The 16,326-nt window shown below is 69.2% G+C and carries 19 protein-coding genes and 1 pseudogene; 11 read left to right on the top strand and 9 right to left on the bottom strand.

Features of this window, described 5'->3' with window-relative positions:
- Positions 1-53: 53 nt before the first annotated feature.
- A complete protein-coding gene (locus tag H5V44_RS11090) occupies positions 54-422 on the bottom strand; it encodes a winged helix-turn-helix domain-containing protein (protein WP_185193168.1) in 369 nt (122 codons plus the stop codon).
- A 186-nt stretch (positions 423-608) separates the two neighbouring features.
- Between H5V44_RS11090 and H5V44_RS11085 the strand changes: the two genes are divergently transcribed.
- Positions 609-1,760, top strand: a complete 1,152-nt coding sequence (locus H5V44_RS11085) for a multicopper oxidase domain-containing protein (RefSeq protein ID WP_185193167.1) — start codon at positions 609-611, stop codon at positions 1,758-1,760.
- 130 nt (positions 1,761-1,890) lie between these two features.
- Positions 1,891-4,173 carry a nitric-oxide reductase large subunit gene (locus H5V44_RS11080; RefSeq protein ID WP_185193166.1) on the top strand — a complete coding sequence of 761 codons (2,283 nt, stop codon included), beginning with the start codon at positions 1,891-1,893 and terminating at the stop codon, positions 4,171-4,173.
- A 256-nt stretch (positions 4,174-4,429) separates the two neighbouring features.
- Here the strand turns inward: H5V44_RS11080 and H5V44_RS11075 are convergent, their stop codons facing one another.
- A complete protein-coding gene (locus tag H5V44_RS11075; RefSeq protein ID WP_185193165.1) occupies positions 4,430-5,608 on the bottom strand; it encodes a TIGR04053 family radical SAM/SPASM domain-containing protein in 1,179 nt (392 codons plus the stop codon).
- A gap of 92 nt (positions 5,609-5,700) precedes the next feature.
- Between H5V44_RS11075 and H5V44_RS11070 the strand changes: the two genes are divergently transcribed.
- On the top strand, positions 5,701-5,970 hold the full coding sequence (locus H5V44_RS11070; RefSeq protein ID WP_185193164.1) for a DUF2249 domain-containing protein: 270 nt from the start codon (positions 5,701-5,703) through the stop codon (positions 5,968-5,970).
- 5 nt (positions 5,971-5,975) lie between these two features.
- On the opposite strand, the gene H5V44_RS11065 is transcribed toward H5V44_RS11070, so the two are convergent.
- Both H5V44_RS11065 and H5V44_RS11060 read right to left on the bottom strand, forming a co-directional pair.
- A complete protein-coding gene (locus H5V44_RS11065) occupies positions 5,976-6,257 on the bottom strand; it encodes a hypothetical protein (RefSeq protein ID WP_185193163.1) in 282 nt (93 codons plus the stop codon).
- Between the two features lie 57 nt (positions 6,258-6,314).
- Positions 6,315-6,593, bottom strand: a complete 279-nt coding sequence (locus H5V44_RS11060; RefSeq protein ID WP_185193162.1) for an ArsR/SmtB family transcription factor — start codon at positions 6,591-6,593, stop codon at positions 6,315-6,317.
- A 382-nt stretch (positions 6,594-6,975) separates the two neighbouring features.
- On the opposite strand from H5V44_RS11060, the gene H5V44_RS11055 reads away from it, so the two are divergent.
- The 6 genes and pseudogenes from H5V44_RS11055 (at position 6,976) to H5V44_RS11035 (ending at position 10,509) form a co-directional block, all read left to right on the top strand.
- Complete coding sequence (locus tag H5V44_RS11055; protein WP_185193161.1) at positions 6,976-8,421, top strand: DUF4397 domain-containing protein; 1,446 nt, start codon at positions 6,976-6,978, stop codon at positions 8,419-8,421.
- Positions 8,422-8,550: 129 nt separating this feature from the next.
- Positions 8,551-8,706, top strand: a complete 156-nt coding sequence (locus tag H5V44_RS11050; protein ID WP_185193160.1) for a DUF7563 family protein — start codon at positions 8,551-8,553, stop codon at positions 8,704-8,706.
- Between the two features lie 131 nt (positions 8,707-8,837).
- Positions 8,838-9,323, top strand: coding sequence for a DUF5807 family protein (locus tag H5V44_RS11045; RefSeq protein WP_185193159.1), 486 nt, complete (start codon positions 8,838-8,840; stop codon positions 9,321-9,323).
- 62 nt (positions 9,324-9,385) lie between these two features.
- Complete coding sequence (locus tag H5V44_RS11040; RefSeq protein WP_185193158.1) at positions 9,386-9,730, top strand: 2Fe-2S iron-sulfur cluster-binding protein; 345 nt, start codon at positions 9,386-9,388, stop codon at positions 9,728-9,730.
- 391 nt (positions 9,731-10,121) lie between these two features.
- Positions 10,122-10,193 (top strand): annotated as a pseudogene (locus tag H5V44_RS18170) (hypothetical protein); the annotation flags it as partial.
- An 82-nt stretch (positions 10,194-10,275) separates the two neighbouring features.
- The gene (locus H5V44_RS11035) at positions 10,276-10,509 is read left to right on the top strand and encodes a hypothetical protein (RefSeq protein WP_185193157.1); all 234 of its coding nucleotides are present in this window, start codon (positions 10,276-10,278) and stop codon (positions 10,507-10,509) included.
- A 61-nt stretch (positions 10,510-10,570) separates the two neighbouring features.
- Here H5V44_RS11035 and H5V44_RS11030 read toward each other — a convergent pair whose 3' ends face one another.
- Genes H5V44_RS11030 through H5V44_RS11020 form a run of 3 tightly spaced genes read right to left on the bottom strand, consistent with a single transcriptional unit; the run spans position 10,571 to position 13,644 of the window.
- Positions 10,571-11,824 (bottom strand): DHH family phosphoesterase, encoded by a 1,254-nt coding sequence (locus H5V44_RS11030; protein WP_185193156.1) that lies wholly within the window; start codon positions 11,822-11,824, stop codon positions 10,571-10,573.
- A gap of 45 nt (positions 11,825-11,869) precedes the next feature.
- Positions 11,870-13,120, bottom strand: coding sequence for a M20 family metallo-hydrolase (locus H5V44_RS11025; RefSeq protein WP_185193155.1), 1,251 nt, complete (start codon positions 13,118-13,120; stop codon positions 11,870-11,872).
- A gap of 56 nt (positions 13,121-13,176) precedes the next feature.
- Positions 13,177-13,644, bottom strand: a complete 468-nt coding sequence (locus tag H5V44_RS11020; protein WP_185193154.1) for a universal stress protein — start codon at positions 13,642-13,644, stop codon at positions 13,177-13,179.
- Positions 13,645-13,751: 107 nt separating this feature from the next.
- Here H5V44_RS11020 and H5V44_RS11015 point away from each other — a divergent pair, with 107 nt between their 5' ends.
- Positions 13,752-14,207, top strand: a complete 456-nt coding sequence (locus H5V44_RS11015) for a universal stress protein (protein ID WP_185193153.1) — start codon at positions 13,752-13,754, stop codon at positions 14,205-14,207.
- A 253-nt stretch (positions 14,208-14,460) separates the two neighbouring features.
- On the opposite strand, the gene H5V44_RS11010 is transcribed toward H5V44_RS11015, so the two are convergent.
- Together H5V44_RS11010 and H5V44_RS11005 are read right to left on the bottom strand one after the other, a co-directional pair.
- Entirely contained in the window at positions 14,461-15,003 is a 543-nt protein-coding gene (locus H5V44_RS11010) for a GNAT family N-acetyltransferase (protein WP_185193152.1), read from the bottom strand.
- Entirely contained in the window at positions 15,000-15,368 is a 369-nt protein-coding gene (locus tag H5V44_RS11005; protein ID WP_185193151.1) for a universal stress protein, read from the bottom strand. The genes H5V44_RS11010 and H5V44_RS11005 overlap by 4 nt, the downstream gene beginning before the upstream one ends.
- Before the next feature lie 164 nt (positions 15,369-15,532).
- Between H5V44_RS11005 and H5V44_RS11000 the strand changes: the two genes are divergently transcribed.
- Positions 15,533-16,318, top strand: coding sequence for a DUF5806 family protein (locus H5V44_RS11000; RefSeq protein WP_185193150.1), 786 nt, complete (start codon positions 15,533-15,535; stop codon positions 16,316-16,318).
- The last annotated feature ends 8 nt before the right edge of the window (positions 16,319-16,326 follow it).

Here is a 16,326-nt window from a genome sequence, read left to right as displayed (position 1 = left end):
CAGGCCCGTCACGACCGGCTACCGTCCGCGCCGGATCGTCGGCTGACGGCGGCTCAGTCCCCGTCCGCCTCCGCGCGAACTTCACCCCACAGCGCCGACAACTGCTCGGACGCCGACCGGGTCGGCACTTCGAGTTCGAGATCCAGGTCCCCGTCGGGGTTCCGGACGACGACCGCCTCGAAGTCGACCGCGTAGCGCGCGGCGTCGTCGCCCTCCTGTTTCCGCAGGAGTCCCGCCTCCGCCATCGCCTGAAGCTTCCGGTAGGCGGTCGACCGGGGGACCTCACACGCCTCTGCGACCTCCGCGGCCGTCATCGGCCCCTCCAGTGCGCGCACGATCCGGCGGGTGCGCTCGCTTTTCAGCAGGTCGAACACCGTTTCGACGTCGGGCGAGACCGCGTCGGACAGGGGGTTCGAGGCCATCGTGACGGGAATCCGTCGCGTCGGGAGCATCCGCGGGACAGTGGTAAACGCTCCGATACCACGCCCGCCGGTGTGGGGATTCGGCCGCCCGTCCCCTCGCGGTTGTCCCGAACATATTCGACGGATTCCCGAGCCGCTGGAACGACGCCGAACTTATACGATTTTACCGGGCCGAGCCCCGACTGTATGACAGACTATGTTGGCGCTCCCGGTTCGAGGATGTCCCGCCGTCAGTTCCTGGCTGCGACCGGTAGCACGGGCCTCCTCGGACTCGCGGGCTGTGCTGCCCCGACACAGAACCGGATCACCAAGACCGACACGGGTACGGGGGTCGCCGCGACACAGCAGGGGTCGCTGCCCACGACCAGCCCCCCGGAGGTCATCGACGCAAACGAGCAGGGCGGCTCCATCACGCTCGAATCGATGCCCGCCCGTCACGACGTCCACCCGCTGGAGACGATGGGCGGTCCCGTCGAACTCCCGCAGGTGTGGGCGTTCAGCGCGGAGGGTGGGGAGCCGAGCGTCCCCGGCCCGATCATCCGCGCCACCGAGGGCACCGAGATGGAGATCACCCTCGACAACTCCAGCGGCCAGCGCCCCCACACGCTCCACTTCCACGGCGTCCGGAAGACCTGGGAGAACGACGGCGTCCCCACGACGACGGGGATCCAGGTCGGCCCCGGCGAGTCCCACACCTACACCATCCCCGCGAACGTCCCCGGGACGCACCTGTATCACTGCCATTACCAGACCAACCGTCACGTCGAGATGGGGATGTACGGCATCCTCCGAGTCGACCCGGAGGGGTACGAACCCGCCGACCGCGAGTACTTCCTGAGCGTCCGCGACTGGGACTCCCGGCTCCCGCGGATGATGGCCGGCGAGGACGTCCAGTACGACCCCCGGAACCGCCGCCCCGACGTCTTCACGATCAACGGCAAGAGCGCGCCGCGGACGCTCCACCCCGAACAGGGGTCGCCGCTCATCGTCAGCGAGGGCGACGACGTCCGGATCCACTTCGTCAACGCGGGGTATATGAGCCACCCGCTGCACATCCACAACCACCGGTTCGAGGTGTCGGCGAAGGACGGCGGCCGGGTCCCGGAGGCCGCCCGCCACGGCCAGGACATCGTGAACGTCGCGCCCGCGGAACGGTACGCCATCGACTTCACCGCCGACGCCGACCCGGGCGTCTACCTGCTGCACTGCCACAAGGTGAACCACGTGATGAACGGCAACTTCTACCCCGGCGGGATGCTCACCGGGCTCGTCTACGAGAGCGTGATGGATTCGGACATCTTCGCGCAACTGATGGAGTACGCCGGCTTCGAGGGGTAGCCGCGGCCGCGACCGATCCCCACCCGACACCCTCACTCCGTCCGAGCCACGCCGAATATGTTCGCCGCCGCCACGGCGAACCGAAAATCGGCGGTCCTTTTCCGGGATCTACGCGCGTAGCCCCGCGTGTATGAAAGTCGAACGCAGGACGATCGCGAAACTCATCGCCGTCGTGTTCGTCTTCAACCTCGTGGTGATGGGCGGGGGCGCGTGGCTCGCCTACAAGGAGGCGCCGCCCATCCCCGAGGAAGTCGTCGGCCCCGACGGCGACGTGGTCGTCACGGGTGCAGAGATCAGGGACGGCAAGCGGACCTTCCAGCGGAACGGCCTGATGAACCACGGATCGATCCTGGGCAACGGCGCGTACTACGGCGTCGACTACACCGCCGACGCCCTCGAACTCAAAGTCCGGCATATGCGGGACTACTACGCGCGGGAGCGCTACGGCGAGCCCTACGACGACCTCAGCTCCGAGCGGCAGGCCGCCGTCGCCGACGTCGTACGGCAGGATCTCGACGGCTCCTACGGCGGCGGCCCGATCCGCTACTCCGCGGCCGAACTCTACGCCCACGAGCAGGTCCGCGAGGAGTACGTCCGGCGGTACCACGAGGGCTCTCACGCGCGCGGCGTCCCCGCGGGGATGATCGACTCCGCGGCCGACGCCGAGCGGTTCGCCGACTTCGCGATGTGGACCGCGTGGTTCTCCCACACCGACCGCCCCGAGGCTGCTCACTCCTACACCAACGACTGGCCGTACCAGCCCGGCGCGGGCAACGACGCCACGCCCGCCGCGATGACCTGGAGCGTGATCGCGATGGTGCTGCTCGTCGCGGGCGCGGGCGCCGGGATCTGGCTGTACCGGTCCGTCGAACTCCCCGAACCCTCCGCGGCGGGGCTCTCGGTGCCGGAGCCCGGCGACGTGTCGGTGTTCCCCAGCCAGCGGGCCGCCCTCCGGTTCGTCCCCGTCGCCGCGGGGCTGTTCCTCGCACAGGTGCTGCTCGGCGGCCTGCTGGCGCACTTCTACATCGAGCGCGCCGGCTTCTTCGGGATCGAGCGGATCTTCGGGATACACATCCTCCAACTCCTGCCGTTCGCGATCGCGAAGACCTGGCACATCGATCTGGGGATCCTCTGGATCGCGGCCACGTGGCTCGGGGCGGGACTGTTCCTCCCGCCGCTTCTGACCGGCCACGAGCCGAAGCGGCAGTCGACGTACGTCAACGGCCTGCTGGCCGCGATCGTCGTGGTCGCGGTCGGCGGGCTCGGCGGGATCTGGCTCGGCTCCAACGGCTACTTCGACGGCCAGCTCTGGTGGCTCCTCGGCAACGAGGGGCTCGAATACCTGGAGGTCGGCAAGGTGTGGCAGGTCGGGCTCTTAGCCGGGTTCGGGGCGTGGGCGGTCCTCGCCATCCGGGGGCTGAAGCCGCTTCTCGACCGCGAGCCCGTCTACGGGTTGGCGCATATGATCCTCTACGCCGGCGGGTCGATCGCGCTGCTTTTCACTGCCGGGTTTCTGTTCACGCCCTCGACGAACATCGCCGTCACCGAGTTCTGGCGGTGGTGGGTTGTGCACATGTGGGTCGAGGGCGCCTTCGAGTTCTTCATCGTCGCCATCATCGGGCTGACGCTGGTGTCGATGAATCTCCTCTCCCGGCGGAGCGCCGAGAAGGCCGTGATGCTCCAAGCGCTGCTCGTGATGGGGACCGGCGTCATCGGCGTCTCCCACCACTACTGGTGGGTCGGGATGCCCGATATGTGGGTGCCGATCGGGAGCGCCTTCTCGACGCTTGAGCTCATTCCGCTCGTCTTCATCCTCTATGAGGCCCTGGGACAGTACGCCGCGATGTCCAGCGAAGAGTTCCCCTACCGGCTGCCGTTCCTGTTCATCGTCGCCAGCGGCGTCTGGAACTTCGTCGGCGCGGGCGTGCTGGGGTTCTTCATCAACCTCCCGCTGATCAACTACTACGAGCACGGCACCTACCTCACGGTCGGCCACGCCCACGCGGCGATGTTCGGCGCGTTCGGGTTCCTGGCGCTGGGGATGGTGACGTATATGCTCCAGCTCTCCATCCGCCCCAGCCGGTGGGACGGGTCGTGGCTCCGGGCGGCGTTCTGGTGTTGGAACGTCGGGCTCGCGCTGATGGTGTTCGTCTCCGTGCTCCCGGTGGGGTTCCTCCAACTGGAAGCGGTGTTCACCCAGGGGTACGACGCGGGCCGCAGCCTGGCGTTCTACAACCGGCCGCTGGTTCAGACGCTGTTCTGGGCGCGGGCCCCGGGTGACACGCTGATCATCCTCGGAACCGCGATCTACGCCGCGGACCTGCTCAGAAAGCGGTTCGTGCTCAGACGCTCCGAGGACGACCCCGCAGTCGAGGATATGGCGGTCGCCGAGGGCGTGCTGGGCGACGACTGAGCGTCGCCGTCCGTCCCTCCTCGATTCGGCGGCGAGCGTTTATATACGATCACGGGACCACCGCCCCCGTGACGTAGAACTCACCCCGCGTCGGGCAGCGGTTGCTCGGCACGTCGACGCGGGTGCTGCGTGTGCCGACTGTTCGCCCCGAGACGCCGCGCGGAAAACTCGGTTCTCATACTGTCGGCTATCGTCGCGTGACGGATTTCGACACCCCGGGGTGTCGAAAATCTTCACGTAGTTATAGCCAACAGTATCAGTCCGCCCGGCCCGCCGGCATCGGCCCGTCGTACCCCTCCGGAACGTACGGACACAGCGGGTCGCTCGCGAGCGGGTCGCCGGTGTGGGCGTACGCCCGCGACCGGCTCCCGCCGCAGACGTGTCGGAACTCGCAGGCGCCGCACTTCCCTCGGAACCCGTCGGGGTCCCGAAGCGACCGGAACAGGTCGCTGTTGCGGTACAGTCCCACCAGATCCCCGTCGCGAACCGAGCCCGCGGACTCGGGCAGGAAGCCCGACGGGTACAGTTCGCCGGTGTGGCTCACGAACGCGAACCCGTCGCCGGCGGTGATCCCGAGCCGCCGGCCGATGCCGTCCCCCTCCGGCGCGTCGCTCGCGTCCCGGCGGCGCTGGATCGCCACCCGGCGGTACTGCGGCGCTTCGGTCGTCTTGATTCCGAACCGTGACTCCTCGCCGACGTCCGAGAGCCAGTTCAGTATCTCGTCGGCACGCTCCGGCGGGACCGGATCGAGCACCCGCCCCCGACCCACCGGAACGAGGAAGAACACCGACCACAGCACCGCTCCGAGGTCGGCGACCAGATCGCGAAGGTCGGGAAGCTCCCCCGCGGTCGCCGCACAGACGGTGGTGTTGATCTGCACCGGGATCCCGGCGTCCCGTGCGGCTCGCGCGGCCGCTACGGTCTGCTCGAAGCTGCCGGACTCGCCCCGAAAGTCGTCGTGGGCGGCCGCCGACGCCCCGTCGAGGCTCAGCGCCAGCCGCCGGATCCCGGCGTCGGCGAGGGCCGCGATGGTCTCCGGCGTGAGCGACGCCGTTCCGCTGGGGGTCAGCGTCATCCGGAGGCCCCGTTCGGTGCCGTACTCGACGAGTTCGAGCAGGTCCGGCCGGACCAGCGGGTCGCCGCCGGAGAGCACGACCAGCTGTCCGTCGCCGAACGATCGCGCGTCTTCGAGGAGCTGTTTGCCCTCCGCGGTCGTGAGCTCGTCGGGGTGCCGCGCCGGCTGGGCGTCCGCGCGGCAGTGATCGCAGGCGAGGTCACACGCCTGCGTGACCTCCCACACGAGCACGAAGGGCCGACGGTCCGTGTCGATCCGGCCGGGATCCGGCGGGGCCGCGTCGCCGGCGTCGGATCCGACCGACTCCGGCGGCGACCCCCCGTCGTCTCCGGTCGTAACGCGTGGCGGCGGTCCTGACATCGTGCGTCGACGGTACGGCGCCCCCTCTCCAAGGTCGTACGCCGAACGTGTTCGGCGTCGACTACCCTTTACCGGCCCCCATACCGTGAGGTATGGATCCGGAACCGTACCTCGCGGCCGTCGACCTGTCGACGGATCGCCCGGTCGACTTCCTCGACGCACGGGACCTCCCGCCGCCGAAGCCGCTGGAGGAGACGATGACCCGGGTCGCCGACCTCGAGGAGCCGACGGTGTTCGTCCAGCTCAACGACCGGGTGCCGCAGTTCCTCTTCCCGAAACTGGACGAGCGGGGGATCGAATACCGCACCGCGGAGGTCGAGGCGGGGGTCGTCACCGCGATCTGGCGTCCGTCCGCCGAGTAACCCGACTACTGCCAGGTGACGTACGCGAGCACGCTTATACCGGCCGTCTCGAGGATCTGCAGGATCATCATCACCCGGACGGCGACCGTCGGCATCGCCGGCGCATTGAAGTAGAACAGCAGCGCGACCACGTTCTCCGCCAGCAGAAAGCCCGCGAAGACCATCGACGCGAGCGTAAATGGGGCGCGGATCTCCCGGTAGGTGTTGACCCAGATCCCGATCACGAACAGCAGAAGCAGGACGTTGAGGCCCGCAGCGACGCGGGCGGCGTCCAACATCACGCTCATACGATCACTCCTGGCCGGGTCGTCGACGGTGCCGAATGTGGGTTGGTGTGGGTCATATTACGCTTCGAGTTGTGACAACACGGTCTCGACGGTGTCCCAGTGTGCCCGCGTGCGGTCGCTGGGGAGATAGATCGTCCCGTAGTCGGCGTCGCTGCTGGTGACGACGCCGTTGTCCTCCAGGACGTCGAGGTGATGTCTGACCGTGTTGTACGCCAGATCCAGGTCCTCCGCCAGTTGGTTGGCGTTCCGCGGGCGGTTGTCCAGCGCACGCAGGATGCGGGCGCGGTTCGGCCCCCCGCGCGTGCCGGCGAGCGTCTGCCAGAGGACCGTTTCCATCCGCCCGGGGATTTTCCGGCGGTCAGTATGAATCCTCCGACCCGTCGATATCCCGACCCTCGACGGACGGTCGCAGTCGGCGCCGGCAGCGACGGACCACCGCGGTGCCGTGACCGGTCCTTGCGCCGTCGGCGCCGTGCCCGAGCACCCGTTGAACCGTCGCGACGCTCTCCGCTCACCGGGAGCCGCCCGTGTCGTGTCTGCGAAGCGATCGTGGTCACCCCACAGTTCATTATTCCGAGAATAGCGCGTAAAACAGTTTCGTTGGTTCAGTATGGAGTAGCGGTAGAGGCGCTGACGACCCAGTTCATACGGACTTGAGGGAGAATTGAGTCCGAGTTGCGACAAGCATTATGATTCTGTCATTCGTCGCCACGAGTGGATGTCACGAGACACGAACTCCACCACACGACGACGGGTGCTTCTGGGAATCGGCGCCGGAACGATCGCCGGACTCGCCGGCTGCGGCGGCAACGGCGGCGGCGGGACCGAAACGGACACAGAGACGGAGACGGTCACGCCGACGGAGACCGCGACCCCGACCGAAACCGAGACTCCGGCCGGAACCGCGTCGGTCCGGGTGGCGCACCTGTCGCCGAACGCGCCGAGTGTGGACGTCTACGTCGACGGCAACGCTGTCCTCGAGGACGTCGCCTTCGGCGCAGTGAGCCAGTATCTGGACGTTCCCGCGGGCGAACGCGAGGTCGAGATCACCGCGGCGGGCGACGCCGACGCGTTGGTCTTCTCGGGGCCGGTCCCCGTCGAGGCCGACACGGACTACACGGTCGCGGCGGCCGGCGAGATCGGCGACGACGCCGATCAGGCGTTCGAGCCGCTGGTGCTGGAGGACGACAACTCCGATCCCGGCGGCGACACCGCCCGCGTCCGGGTCGTCCACGCCTCGCCCGACGCGCCCGCGGTCGACGTGACCGCCGCGTCCTCCGGCGACGCCCTGTTCGATGGCGTCGCGTACGGCGAATCCGGCTACGTCGAGGTCCCCGCTGGCGAGTACACCCTCCAGGTTCGCGGCGATACCGAGAGCAACGACGGCGACGTGGTCGCAACAACTGACGTGGACGTGGCGGGTGGCCAGGTGTACACGGTCTTCGCGGCGGGGTACCTCTCGCCGGACGACGAACCCGCCGACACCCCGTTCCAGTTCGTCCTCGCGCAGGACACCGGCGGCGGGATGAGCACCGAGATGGCGTCGGTACGAGTTGCGCACCTGTCCCCGAACGCCCCGAACGTGGACGTGTACGTCGACGGCGACGCGGCCCTCGAAGACGTGGCGTTCAGCGCCGTCTCCGGCTACCTCGACGTCCCGGCCGGCACCCGAACCATCGAGATCACCGCGGCGGGCGACGCCGACGCGTCGGTCTTCGAGGGCGACGTGCCCGTCGAGGCAGGGACGGATTACACGATCGCCGCGATCGGCGAGATCGGCGACGACGCCGATCAGGCGTTCGAGCCGCTGGTGCTGGAGGACGACAACTCCGATCCCGGCGGCGACACCGCGCGGCTCAGAGCCGTCCACACCTCGCCCGACGCGCCGGCCGTGGACATCACCGCCGAGGCCGGGACCACCCTGTTCGATGGGGTCGAGTACGGCGGCTTCGGCTACACGGAGGCCCCGGGCGGTGATTACACCGTCCAGGTTCGCGGCGACACCGAGAGCAACGACGGCGACGTAGTCGCCGACACCGACGTGAGCCTGGCGGGCGGCCAGGTGTATACGGTCTTCGCGGCGGGATACCTCACGCCGGACGACGAACCCGCCGACACCCCCTTCCAGTTCGTCCTCGCGCAGGACACCGGCGGGGGGATGTGAGCGACTGACCGCGCCGGACCTCCGACCCCGCTGGCACCGCTTTTCGGCCCTCGATTCGACGCCTCCGCGCTGTAGACCCTGTCAGACGCTCCCGAAAGATTATTTTATTCGGTTCCTAAACGCCGGTCGATGCCGACGTGTGAGAACTGCGGTTCGTTCGTCACCGCGGAGTACGTCCGGGTGTTTGCGCCGAACGGGATGGACAGTCCGCGGGTCTGCCCCAACTGCGAGGACAAGGTTCGAGACGGTGCCGACGTCCGCGAAGCGCGCGCGACCAGGCACTGACGCGGTTCGTTTCGGAACGCTTACGCCCGCCTCTTGCCGCCGAGCGCAGTCACCGGAGGTGGCGCTCGGCGGTACCAACGGGGAGTACTCGGTATCAGGCGGCTTTTGACCTTCCGGAGCCATCCGACGGTATGGGCGATCGTTCCGCGTTCCTCGACGGCGAGCGTCACGACGACGTCGCGCTGTTTCTCACCGAATCCTATCTCGACAGCCAGGGGAAGCTTCCAAAGATGGGCGAGTCCGTCGACTCGGGGTACGTCCTCGTCGTCCCGGGCGACGACGGCCGGCGGGCGTTCGCCGCGGGGACGGGAATGGAGGCGATGGAGTTCGCCCGCGGCGCGATGGAGACCCGCGGTCACGTCTCCCGGGACCTCGACGGCGGCGAGTGTCCGCGGCGCGAGGCCGACGCCGAATCGTCCCACGAGGTCGAGTTCGTCTTCGCGTTCTCCGAGGAACGGAACGCAGAGGTCGGCGGGCTGTACGCCCGCGGCGACGTGATCCACGCCTACGCCCACTGCGCCTGCGGCGCGAGCTACTCCGACAAGTGGGTCGTCGGCGAGGAACGGGAAACCGGCGTCCAGCCCGGCGGTTTCGAGCCGGTCGAAGCGACCGAGTGACCCCGGCGCCTGCGACACCGGCCAGCCGGCAAATTCACCTGCGACACGCCCCGACGACCCGTATGGACGAGACGGTCGACGTCACGGTCCGCTCCGGCGACGACGAGGAGACCATCGCGGTCGAGCGGGGCCGAAATCTCAGGGACGCGCTCTTGCAGCACGGCTTCCCGGTTTACGGGACAGTCTCCCGGCACGCCAACTGCGGGGGGCGGGGGCTGTGTGCCACCTGCACCGTCGAGGTCGACCCCGCGCCGGAACCGACCCACTGGCACGACGCCGCCGCCGTCCGGTTCGGCTACCCCCGGCTCTCGTGTCAGATCGCGGTCGAGGAACCGCTGACGGTCCGCCTCCTCGACAAGTACGTCTGGGGGCAGGTGCTGCCGCGTCGGGTGTCGGGTGGCGAGTAGCCGGACCACGCTGGGCACCCTGTCCCCGTGCGCAGTCGATCCGTTGACTGACTCGAAAAATATCGAATAATGTATCTTTATTTCGGCTGGCCTCGGAATCCCGCTGTCCCACTCGGCAGAAGTTAATTGAGGTTCAGAAGGTCTTAGAGACCCGTTCAACGGTCTGTTAAGGCTACTTATCGCGCCGGTTGAGTCGAATTCCAGCCTCCGTTGAGCCGAACTTCACCGAATTACTGTCAAAAATCCGGTACTCCTTCCCGGTGTGGATATGAACGCAACCGGACGATCAGTACTGCAAGGCGTCGGCGCCGGAACCGCCCTGCTCCCGGCTCCCGTCGGCGCGAGCAGCGCCGAGGAGACCAACGGCGCGACCCTCGACGACGAGTTCCGGGTGCGGGCGATCCACGCCTCGCCCGATGCTCCCGGGGTGGACGTGACAGTCAACGACGGTGCGATCACGGTCCTCGAGGACATCGGGTTCGGGGAGTCGAGCGGCTACGCAACCGCGGGTGCGACTACGGCGTCGAGATCAGCCCCGCGACCCGGTGCTCCGACTCGACGGCGTTACCTTCGAGGCCGGCAGCACCTACACAGCCTTCGCGGTCGGATACCTCACCCCCGGCGACGCGCCCGGCTTCGACCTCCTGCTTCGGGAGGACAAGAGCGCGCCGCCGCGCGGCGACGACGAGGAAGACGATGACGACGGCGACGAGGACGAGGATGAAGAGGACGGCAACAACGGAAACAGGGGCGGTAACGGCCGCGGACGCGGCCGCTAACCGTCGGCTATGTCCCATCCGCACGGCGACGTGACTGCCCCGGAGCGCGTCGGCCCCCTGGCTATTCGTCCGATGTGGCGCTTTCGGCGTCCGCTTTGGTCTCCGCTTGCATCTCGTCGGCGACCGCCTCGAACGCCCGGAGGATCACCCGTTTTGCGGTCGCGCCGCCGGTCGTCCAGTGGTGGGCGTAGTCGAGCATATCGTCGTAGATGTCGGGTTTGCAGCCCGCAGCGCGGGGATGCCCGCCGCCGTTGACGCGGCCCGCGACCTCGTGGGCGCGCTCGAAGCCCTCCGAGCCCCGAATGCTCGCGCTGCCCGCCGGCTTGACGACGATCGCCGCGTCGGCACCCTGCTCGCGAAGTGCTTCCGCGACCTCGTTCTGCGAGCACCGGCCGTAGGTGACGCCGACGGTCCAGGGGCCGACCCGCTTGAGCTCGGCCCGCGACACTGCCGCGTCGATCAGGTTCTCCTTTTCGACCCGCCGGAGGTCGATGTACTCCGCGACGGCGTCGGGGAGATCGACGCCGAAGGTCCCCACCATCGTCACGTACTCCTCGGGGTCCGTCCAGTAGGCGTAGTCCGCGAGGTCGTCGCTCCGGGGGTCCTCCTTCCGCCAGAGGTCGTGATCGCGGGTGACCGCCGCCAGTTCGGCCCACCGCTCGCCGAAGTCGTAGTCCAGCGACCGGAGCGTCACGTCGGTCGAACACTCCGCGTCGGACTCGCCGACGACGAGGTCGACGCCGGCCGCACGGACCGCCTCGGCGGTGTCGTCGTCCCACTGGTGGTGGTCGTACCACGCGACCGACGCCGCGAGGTCGACCGCGGCGTCGAGTTCCGCGGCGATCCAGTCGTACTCGTCGGGACAGAGGTCGCAGACGTAGAGGTCGATCCCCTCGGGGGCGTACTCGACGACGTTCGCCAGTGCCTCGTCCAGGGAGTAGGGCCCGGCGCCGACTAAGGCGACCGTCGACCGGGGGCGCTCGTCCGCTCCGTCGCTCTCGTCCGTCTCGTCGCCACCGCTGTCCTCGTCGCCGCCCGCGGGGTCGTTCCACCGATCGACCCGGTCGGCGACGTCGTCCGCGAACGAGCCCCACGAAAGCGTCGCGTCGTACATCTCCCGGAGCAACGCCACACACCCCAGCCCGTCGGCGTCGGTGTCGGCGACGACGACGGCTTCGGCGCCGTCGACCGCCTCGGCGACCCGCTCTTCGGTCCGTGCGTCGTCGAGGGAGTCGGGGTAGAAGAAGCCGGTCCCGGGGAGTCGGGACTTCCGCGTCACGGACAGTTGTCCGCTGTCGATGAGTTCGTCGTCCATAGCCTTCCGACGGCCGCCGGGGTGAAAACCGGCGTGGTTCGGGGTTCAGTCTCCCGCCGCGAGCCGGCGGACCGTCGCCGCGAGGACCCCCGCCGCCGTTGCACAGTCCTCCCAGTCGGTCCACTCCCGCGGCGAGTGGGAGGCGCCGTCGACGGAGGGCGCAAACAGGAGGCCGACGTCGGTCGCGTCGGCCAGGTTCGCGGTGTCGTGGACCGCCGCGGAGTGGAGTCGGACCGCGTCGGCGCCGCGGGCGGCGGCCGCGTCGTCGGCGGCCCCGACGCACCGGTCGGCCATCGGCGTCGGCGGGCTGGTCCGGTACCGGTCGATGTCGGTTTCGACCCCCCGGGTCCGCTCCAACCGCGCCAGGCTGGTTCGGCACCGCTCGACCAGCCGGTCCATCGTTCCGGCGTCGGTGTCGCGGAGGTCGAGTTGGAACCGGACCTCGCCGGGGACGATGTTCCGGGCGTTCGGCTCGATCGTCCCCTGCCCGACGGTCGCGACCGCCGACTCCCGGTCGGCGGCGACTTCCTCGGCGGCGCGTTCGACGTCGCGTACGAACTCGGCGCCGGCGGCGAGGGCGTCGGTCCGCTCGTACATCGGCGTCGACCCCGCGTGGTCGGCCTCGCCGGCGACCGCGACCTCGCAGTTGGTGATGCCGGTGATCGCCTCCACCACGCCGACGTCCGCGCCGGCGTCGGTCAGTCGGGTCCCCTGCTCGATGTGGAGTTCGACCCACGCGCTCCAGGACGCGGGGTCGATCCCGTCGTCACCGCGGAACCCGATCGCGTCGAGCCGCTCCCGGAGCGTGACGCCCTCGTCGTCGACCAGGTCGAGCGCGTCGGCGACGTCCCGGCCGCCCGCCGCGACCGACGACCCGAGCGTGCCGATCCCGAACCGCGCGCCCTCCTCCTCGGTGAAGGCGACGACGTCGACCGGCCGGCCGGGGGCGACATCGGCGTCCTGCATCGCACGCACCGCCTCCAGGCCCGCGTAGGTCCCGAGCGGGCCGTCGAAGATCCCGCCGCGGGGCACCGAGTCCAGGTGGCTGCCGATCGCGACCGGCGCGGCGCCGGGGTCGCATCCGGGCGGCGTCCACCGCCCCGCGACGTTGCCGACGGCGTCGACCCGCACGTCGAGGTCGGCGTCGCGGAGCCGGTCGACGAAGCGCTCTCTCGCCCGCCGGTCGGCGTCGCTCCCGGTCAGGAGCGTCCGCCCCCGCCCCTCGTCGGCGTCGACCGCGCCGAAAGCCGCGTTCGCCTCGATGTCCGCCCGCAGCCGGCCCTGGCTGATCTCCATACTACGGGCCTGCGCGCCCGGACGGATAAACCCGCGAGGGTCGACCGGGGGTGGGGTTACGCCCGGCCGGGCTCCCCGACCGGCTCCTCGGCGTCCTCGTCGGCGGCGAGCTGGCGGACGGTCAACACCGGCACGGGACAGGTCCGGACCACGCGCTCGGCCACCGACCCCACCAGAAACCGGTTCTCGCCGTGGCGCCCCCGGGTCCCCATCGCGACCATATCCGCGCCGACCGACCGGGCGTACTCCTCGATGATCGACGCCGGCCGCCCGGTTTCGATCTCGGTCCGCACCGCGCGGTCCGTCGCCGCCCGGACCGTCGCGACCGCCTCCCGGCCGCGGTCCACTAGCGCGGCCCGCATCTCCTCGCGGAGCCGTTCCGGCGACGACGCCACCTCCCCCTCGTCGACGACGTACAGACAGTGGACCGCCGCGTCGAACCGCTCGGCGAGATCCAGCGCCACGTCGACCGCGCGGCGGGCGCTCCCGGAGCCGTCGGTGGCGACCACGATGGTCTCGAACATACCCCGGAATTGCGGCCGACGGGAAATAAAGCCCGTCGAACGGTCGCCCGCTCCACGACTGCGACCGACGAGATGGGCTTTTTGTCTCCGGCCGCGGAAGGGCGGATATGACCCGCCGACCGCTCGACATCGACGTCGTGCTCGCGCCCGTCGACCGGAGCGAGGAGTCGACCGACGCGGTCGCGTACGCCGCCGCCATCGCCGCCGAGTACGGCGCGACCCTCCACGTCGTCCGCGTGCTCGACGCCGAGATCGTCCGGGCGATCGACGCGGGGGACGTCGACAACGACCGGGTGGCCGCCGACGGCGAGGCCATCGTCGAGACTGCGCGGGAACTCGCCGACGACTGCGGCGTCCCGGTGTCGACGTCGGTCGCGTACGGCTTCTCAACGTCGATGAAGCTCAGACACCCCGGTAGCGTCGTGCTCGACACCGCCGAGGAGGTCGCCGCCGACTTCCTGGTGGTCCCCCGGGAGTCCCTCGCCGGGACCGATTCCGGCGTCCTGGCGAAGGCCGCCGAGTACGTTCTCCTGTACGCCAGCCAGCCCGTGTTGTCGGTGTAGGCCGGGGTCGGCGGTCTTCTCCGCTCAGCGCGTTCGTGTTTAGTTACACGTATGCTAGCCGGAGAATCTCTGTGGGTGGGATTGGAAGGGGCCGCGCTCTCGACGAAGACGCGCGAAGTAAGCACCGCAGGAGCGAACGAAGTGAGCGACGAGGAGCACAGCGAGCGCATCGAGTCGAGAGCGCGGGGGCTTCCGGAGTCGGTTCCGACCCGTTAACTGCGACTTGTAGCTCCCTCACAGCTCACCGAACCGTTCAGTCCTCTGTCGCGATCCGCGCGCGCATCTCCATCTCGAAGCTCTCGGAGCCGCTGATCTCGAACCCCAGCTTCTCGTAGAGCCCGATCGCGGGCTTGTTCCACCGCTCGACGCTGAGCCACACCCGGTCGACGCCGTTGGCCCCGCCGTAGCCGAGCAGCCCGCGCATCAGCCGGGTTCCGATCCCGGCCTCCTGGTACGCCTGGAGCACGAAGATCGCGAGTTCGTAGGTGTCGTCGTCCGGAACCAGGGTGGCGTGGCCCGCCACGGTGTCGTCGTCCCACGCGATCACGTTGAGGCTCTCCTTCTCGATGAGGCCGTCGAGCCACGACCGGATCCGCTCCTCGTCGCCCGGGGGGATGCCCTGTGCGCGGTCGGCAGGGTCGAACGCGACGTACATCTCGACGAGCGCCTCGAACTCGTCGTCGCCGCCGTCGTAGGGGCGGAGTTCGATCTCGCGTCCCTCGCGGTCTTCGAAGGTCGACGGCGGGGTCTCGAACGGCCCCGCGACCGTCTCGGGGTAGCTGCGGTCCCGGTTCATCTGACCAGCGACACGGTGACGTGGGAGTTCAGGAGGACGAACTCCGCGGTGGCGCCCAGCTGGATCTTTCCCATCGGGCTGGTGGTGCCGCCGCCGAGCGCGATCCGGTCGAACCCCTCGGACTCGGCGATGGTGACGAGTTCGCTCCCGGCGTCGCCGTCGACGTGCCGGATCTCGGCGCCGATCCCTTCGGCGTCGAGCACCCGATCGACCTCGGTCTCGATGTCGTCGACCGAGCCCTCGGCGCGAGGGTCGTCGACGATCGCGACCGTCAGGTCGTCGCCCGCCTCGGCCGCACGCGACACCGTCTGCTCCAACGCCCGGAGGGAGTCGTCGCCGCCGTTGATTCCCAGGAGGACCTTCATTCTACGTCGTGACCTCGGTGCGGGAGTAGAAAAAGCGTCGGGGTCGTGATACGGACGGTCGTAGTCACTTACCGGTCATCGTCGAACTGCGTGGGCGATGCCCGGCAATTCGCTACACCCCGTACGAGGGAACGCTTTTTGCCGTCCGGGCGACACCCCGGAGTATGGACGACGACGCCGAGGTGTCGACGGGGGAGCCGCGACGGACCGACGCCGACGCGTCGGCGTCGGACGCCGGATCGAATGGGGGATCCGACGGGGACGCCGGAGTGGAGGGCGGTTCCGACAAGGACGCCGGATCGGCGAGTGGCTCCGGGACGGACGCGGACCCGCGCGACGAGTCGACGCCGGTCGGGGTCAAAAGCTCCGCGGGAGCGGGCTCGACCGACTCAGCGACGCCGAGCGGGGACGGCCCCACCCCGTCGGACACCCCCACCGACGTGCGGAAGTACGCCCGGTTCAAGAAGGTCGACGGCGCCCAGTACGACCGCGTCAACGACTTCCTCCGGGATCGGACCTACATCACCGCCCGCGAGTGGGCGATCGCCCGGCTGTGTGCGGACTTCCGAACCGAGACCGGCGTCGAGATGACCAAGATCGGCGAGAACCTCCCCGAACTGGTGCCGTTTATGACCGACACCTACACCCCGCAGGCGGTGAACCAGGCCCGGTCGTCGTTCGAGGAGAAGGTCCGGATGTCGGGGACGACGTTTCTCTACGGCGCGATGTCGGGTTTCTTCACCGCCGAGGAGCTCGACGAGCTGATGTACGAGGTGACCGAGATCGCGAAGTTCCTGCTGGAGGTCGAGGGCGTCGACCTCTCGGTCGAGGAGGAGATGGAGGCCGAAGAGCGGATCTCAAGCGTGATGCGGGAGGTCCGGGAGGCGAGTTCGGACCTCCGCGCGGACGACCTCTCCGGCGAGGGACGCGACGGCGACCCTACCGACTGACGAGGCCG

Origin of the sequence: Halobellus ruber (assembly GCF_014212355.1) — an archaeon.
Lineage (GTDB): Archaea > Halobacteriota > Halobacteria > Halobacteriales > Haloferacaceae > Haloquadratum > Haloquadratum rubrum.
This window is presented reverse-complemented; position numbering and strand designations above follow the sequence as displayed.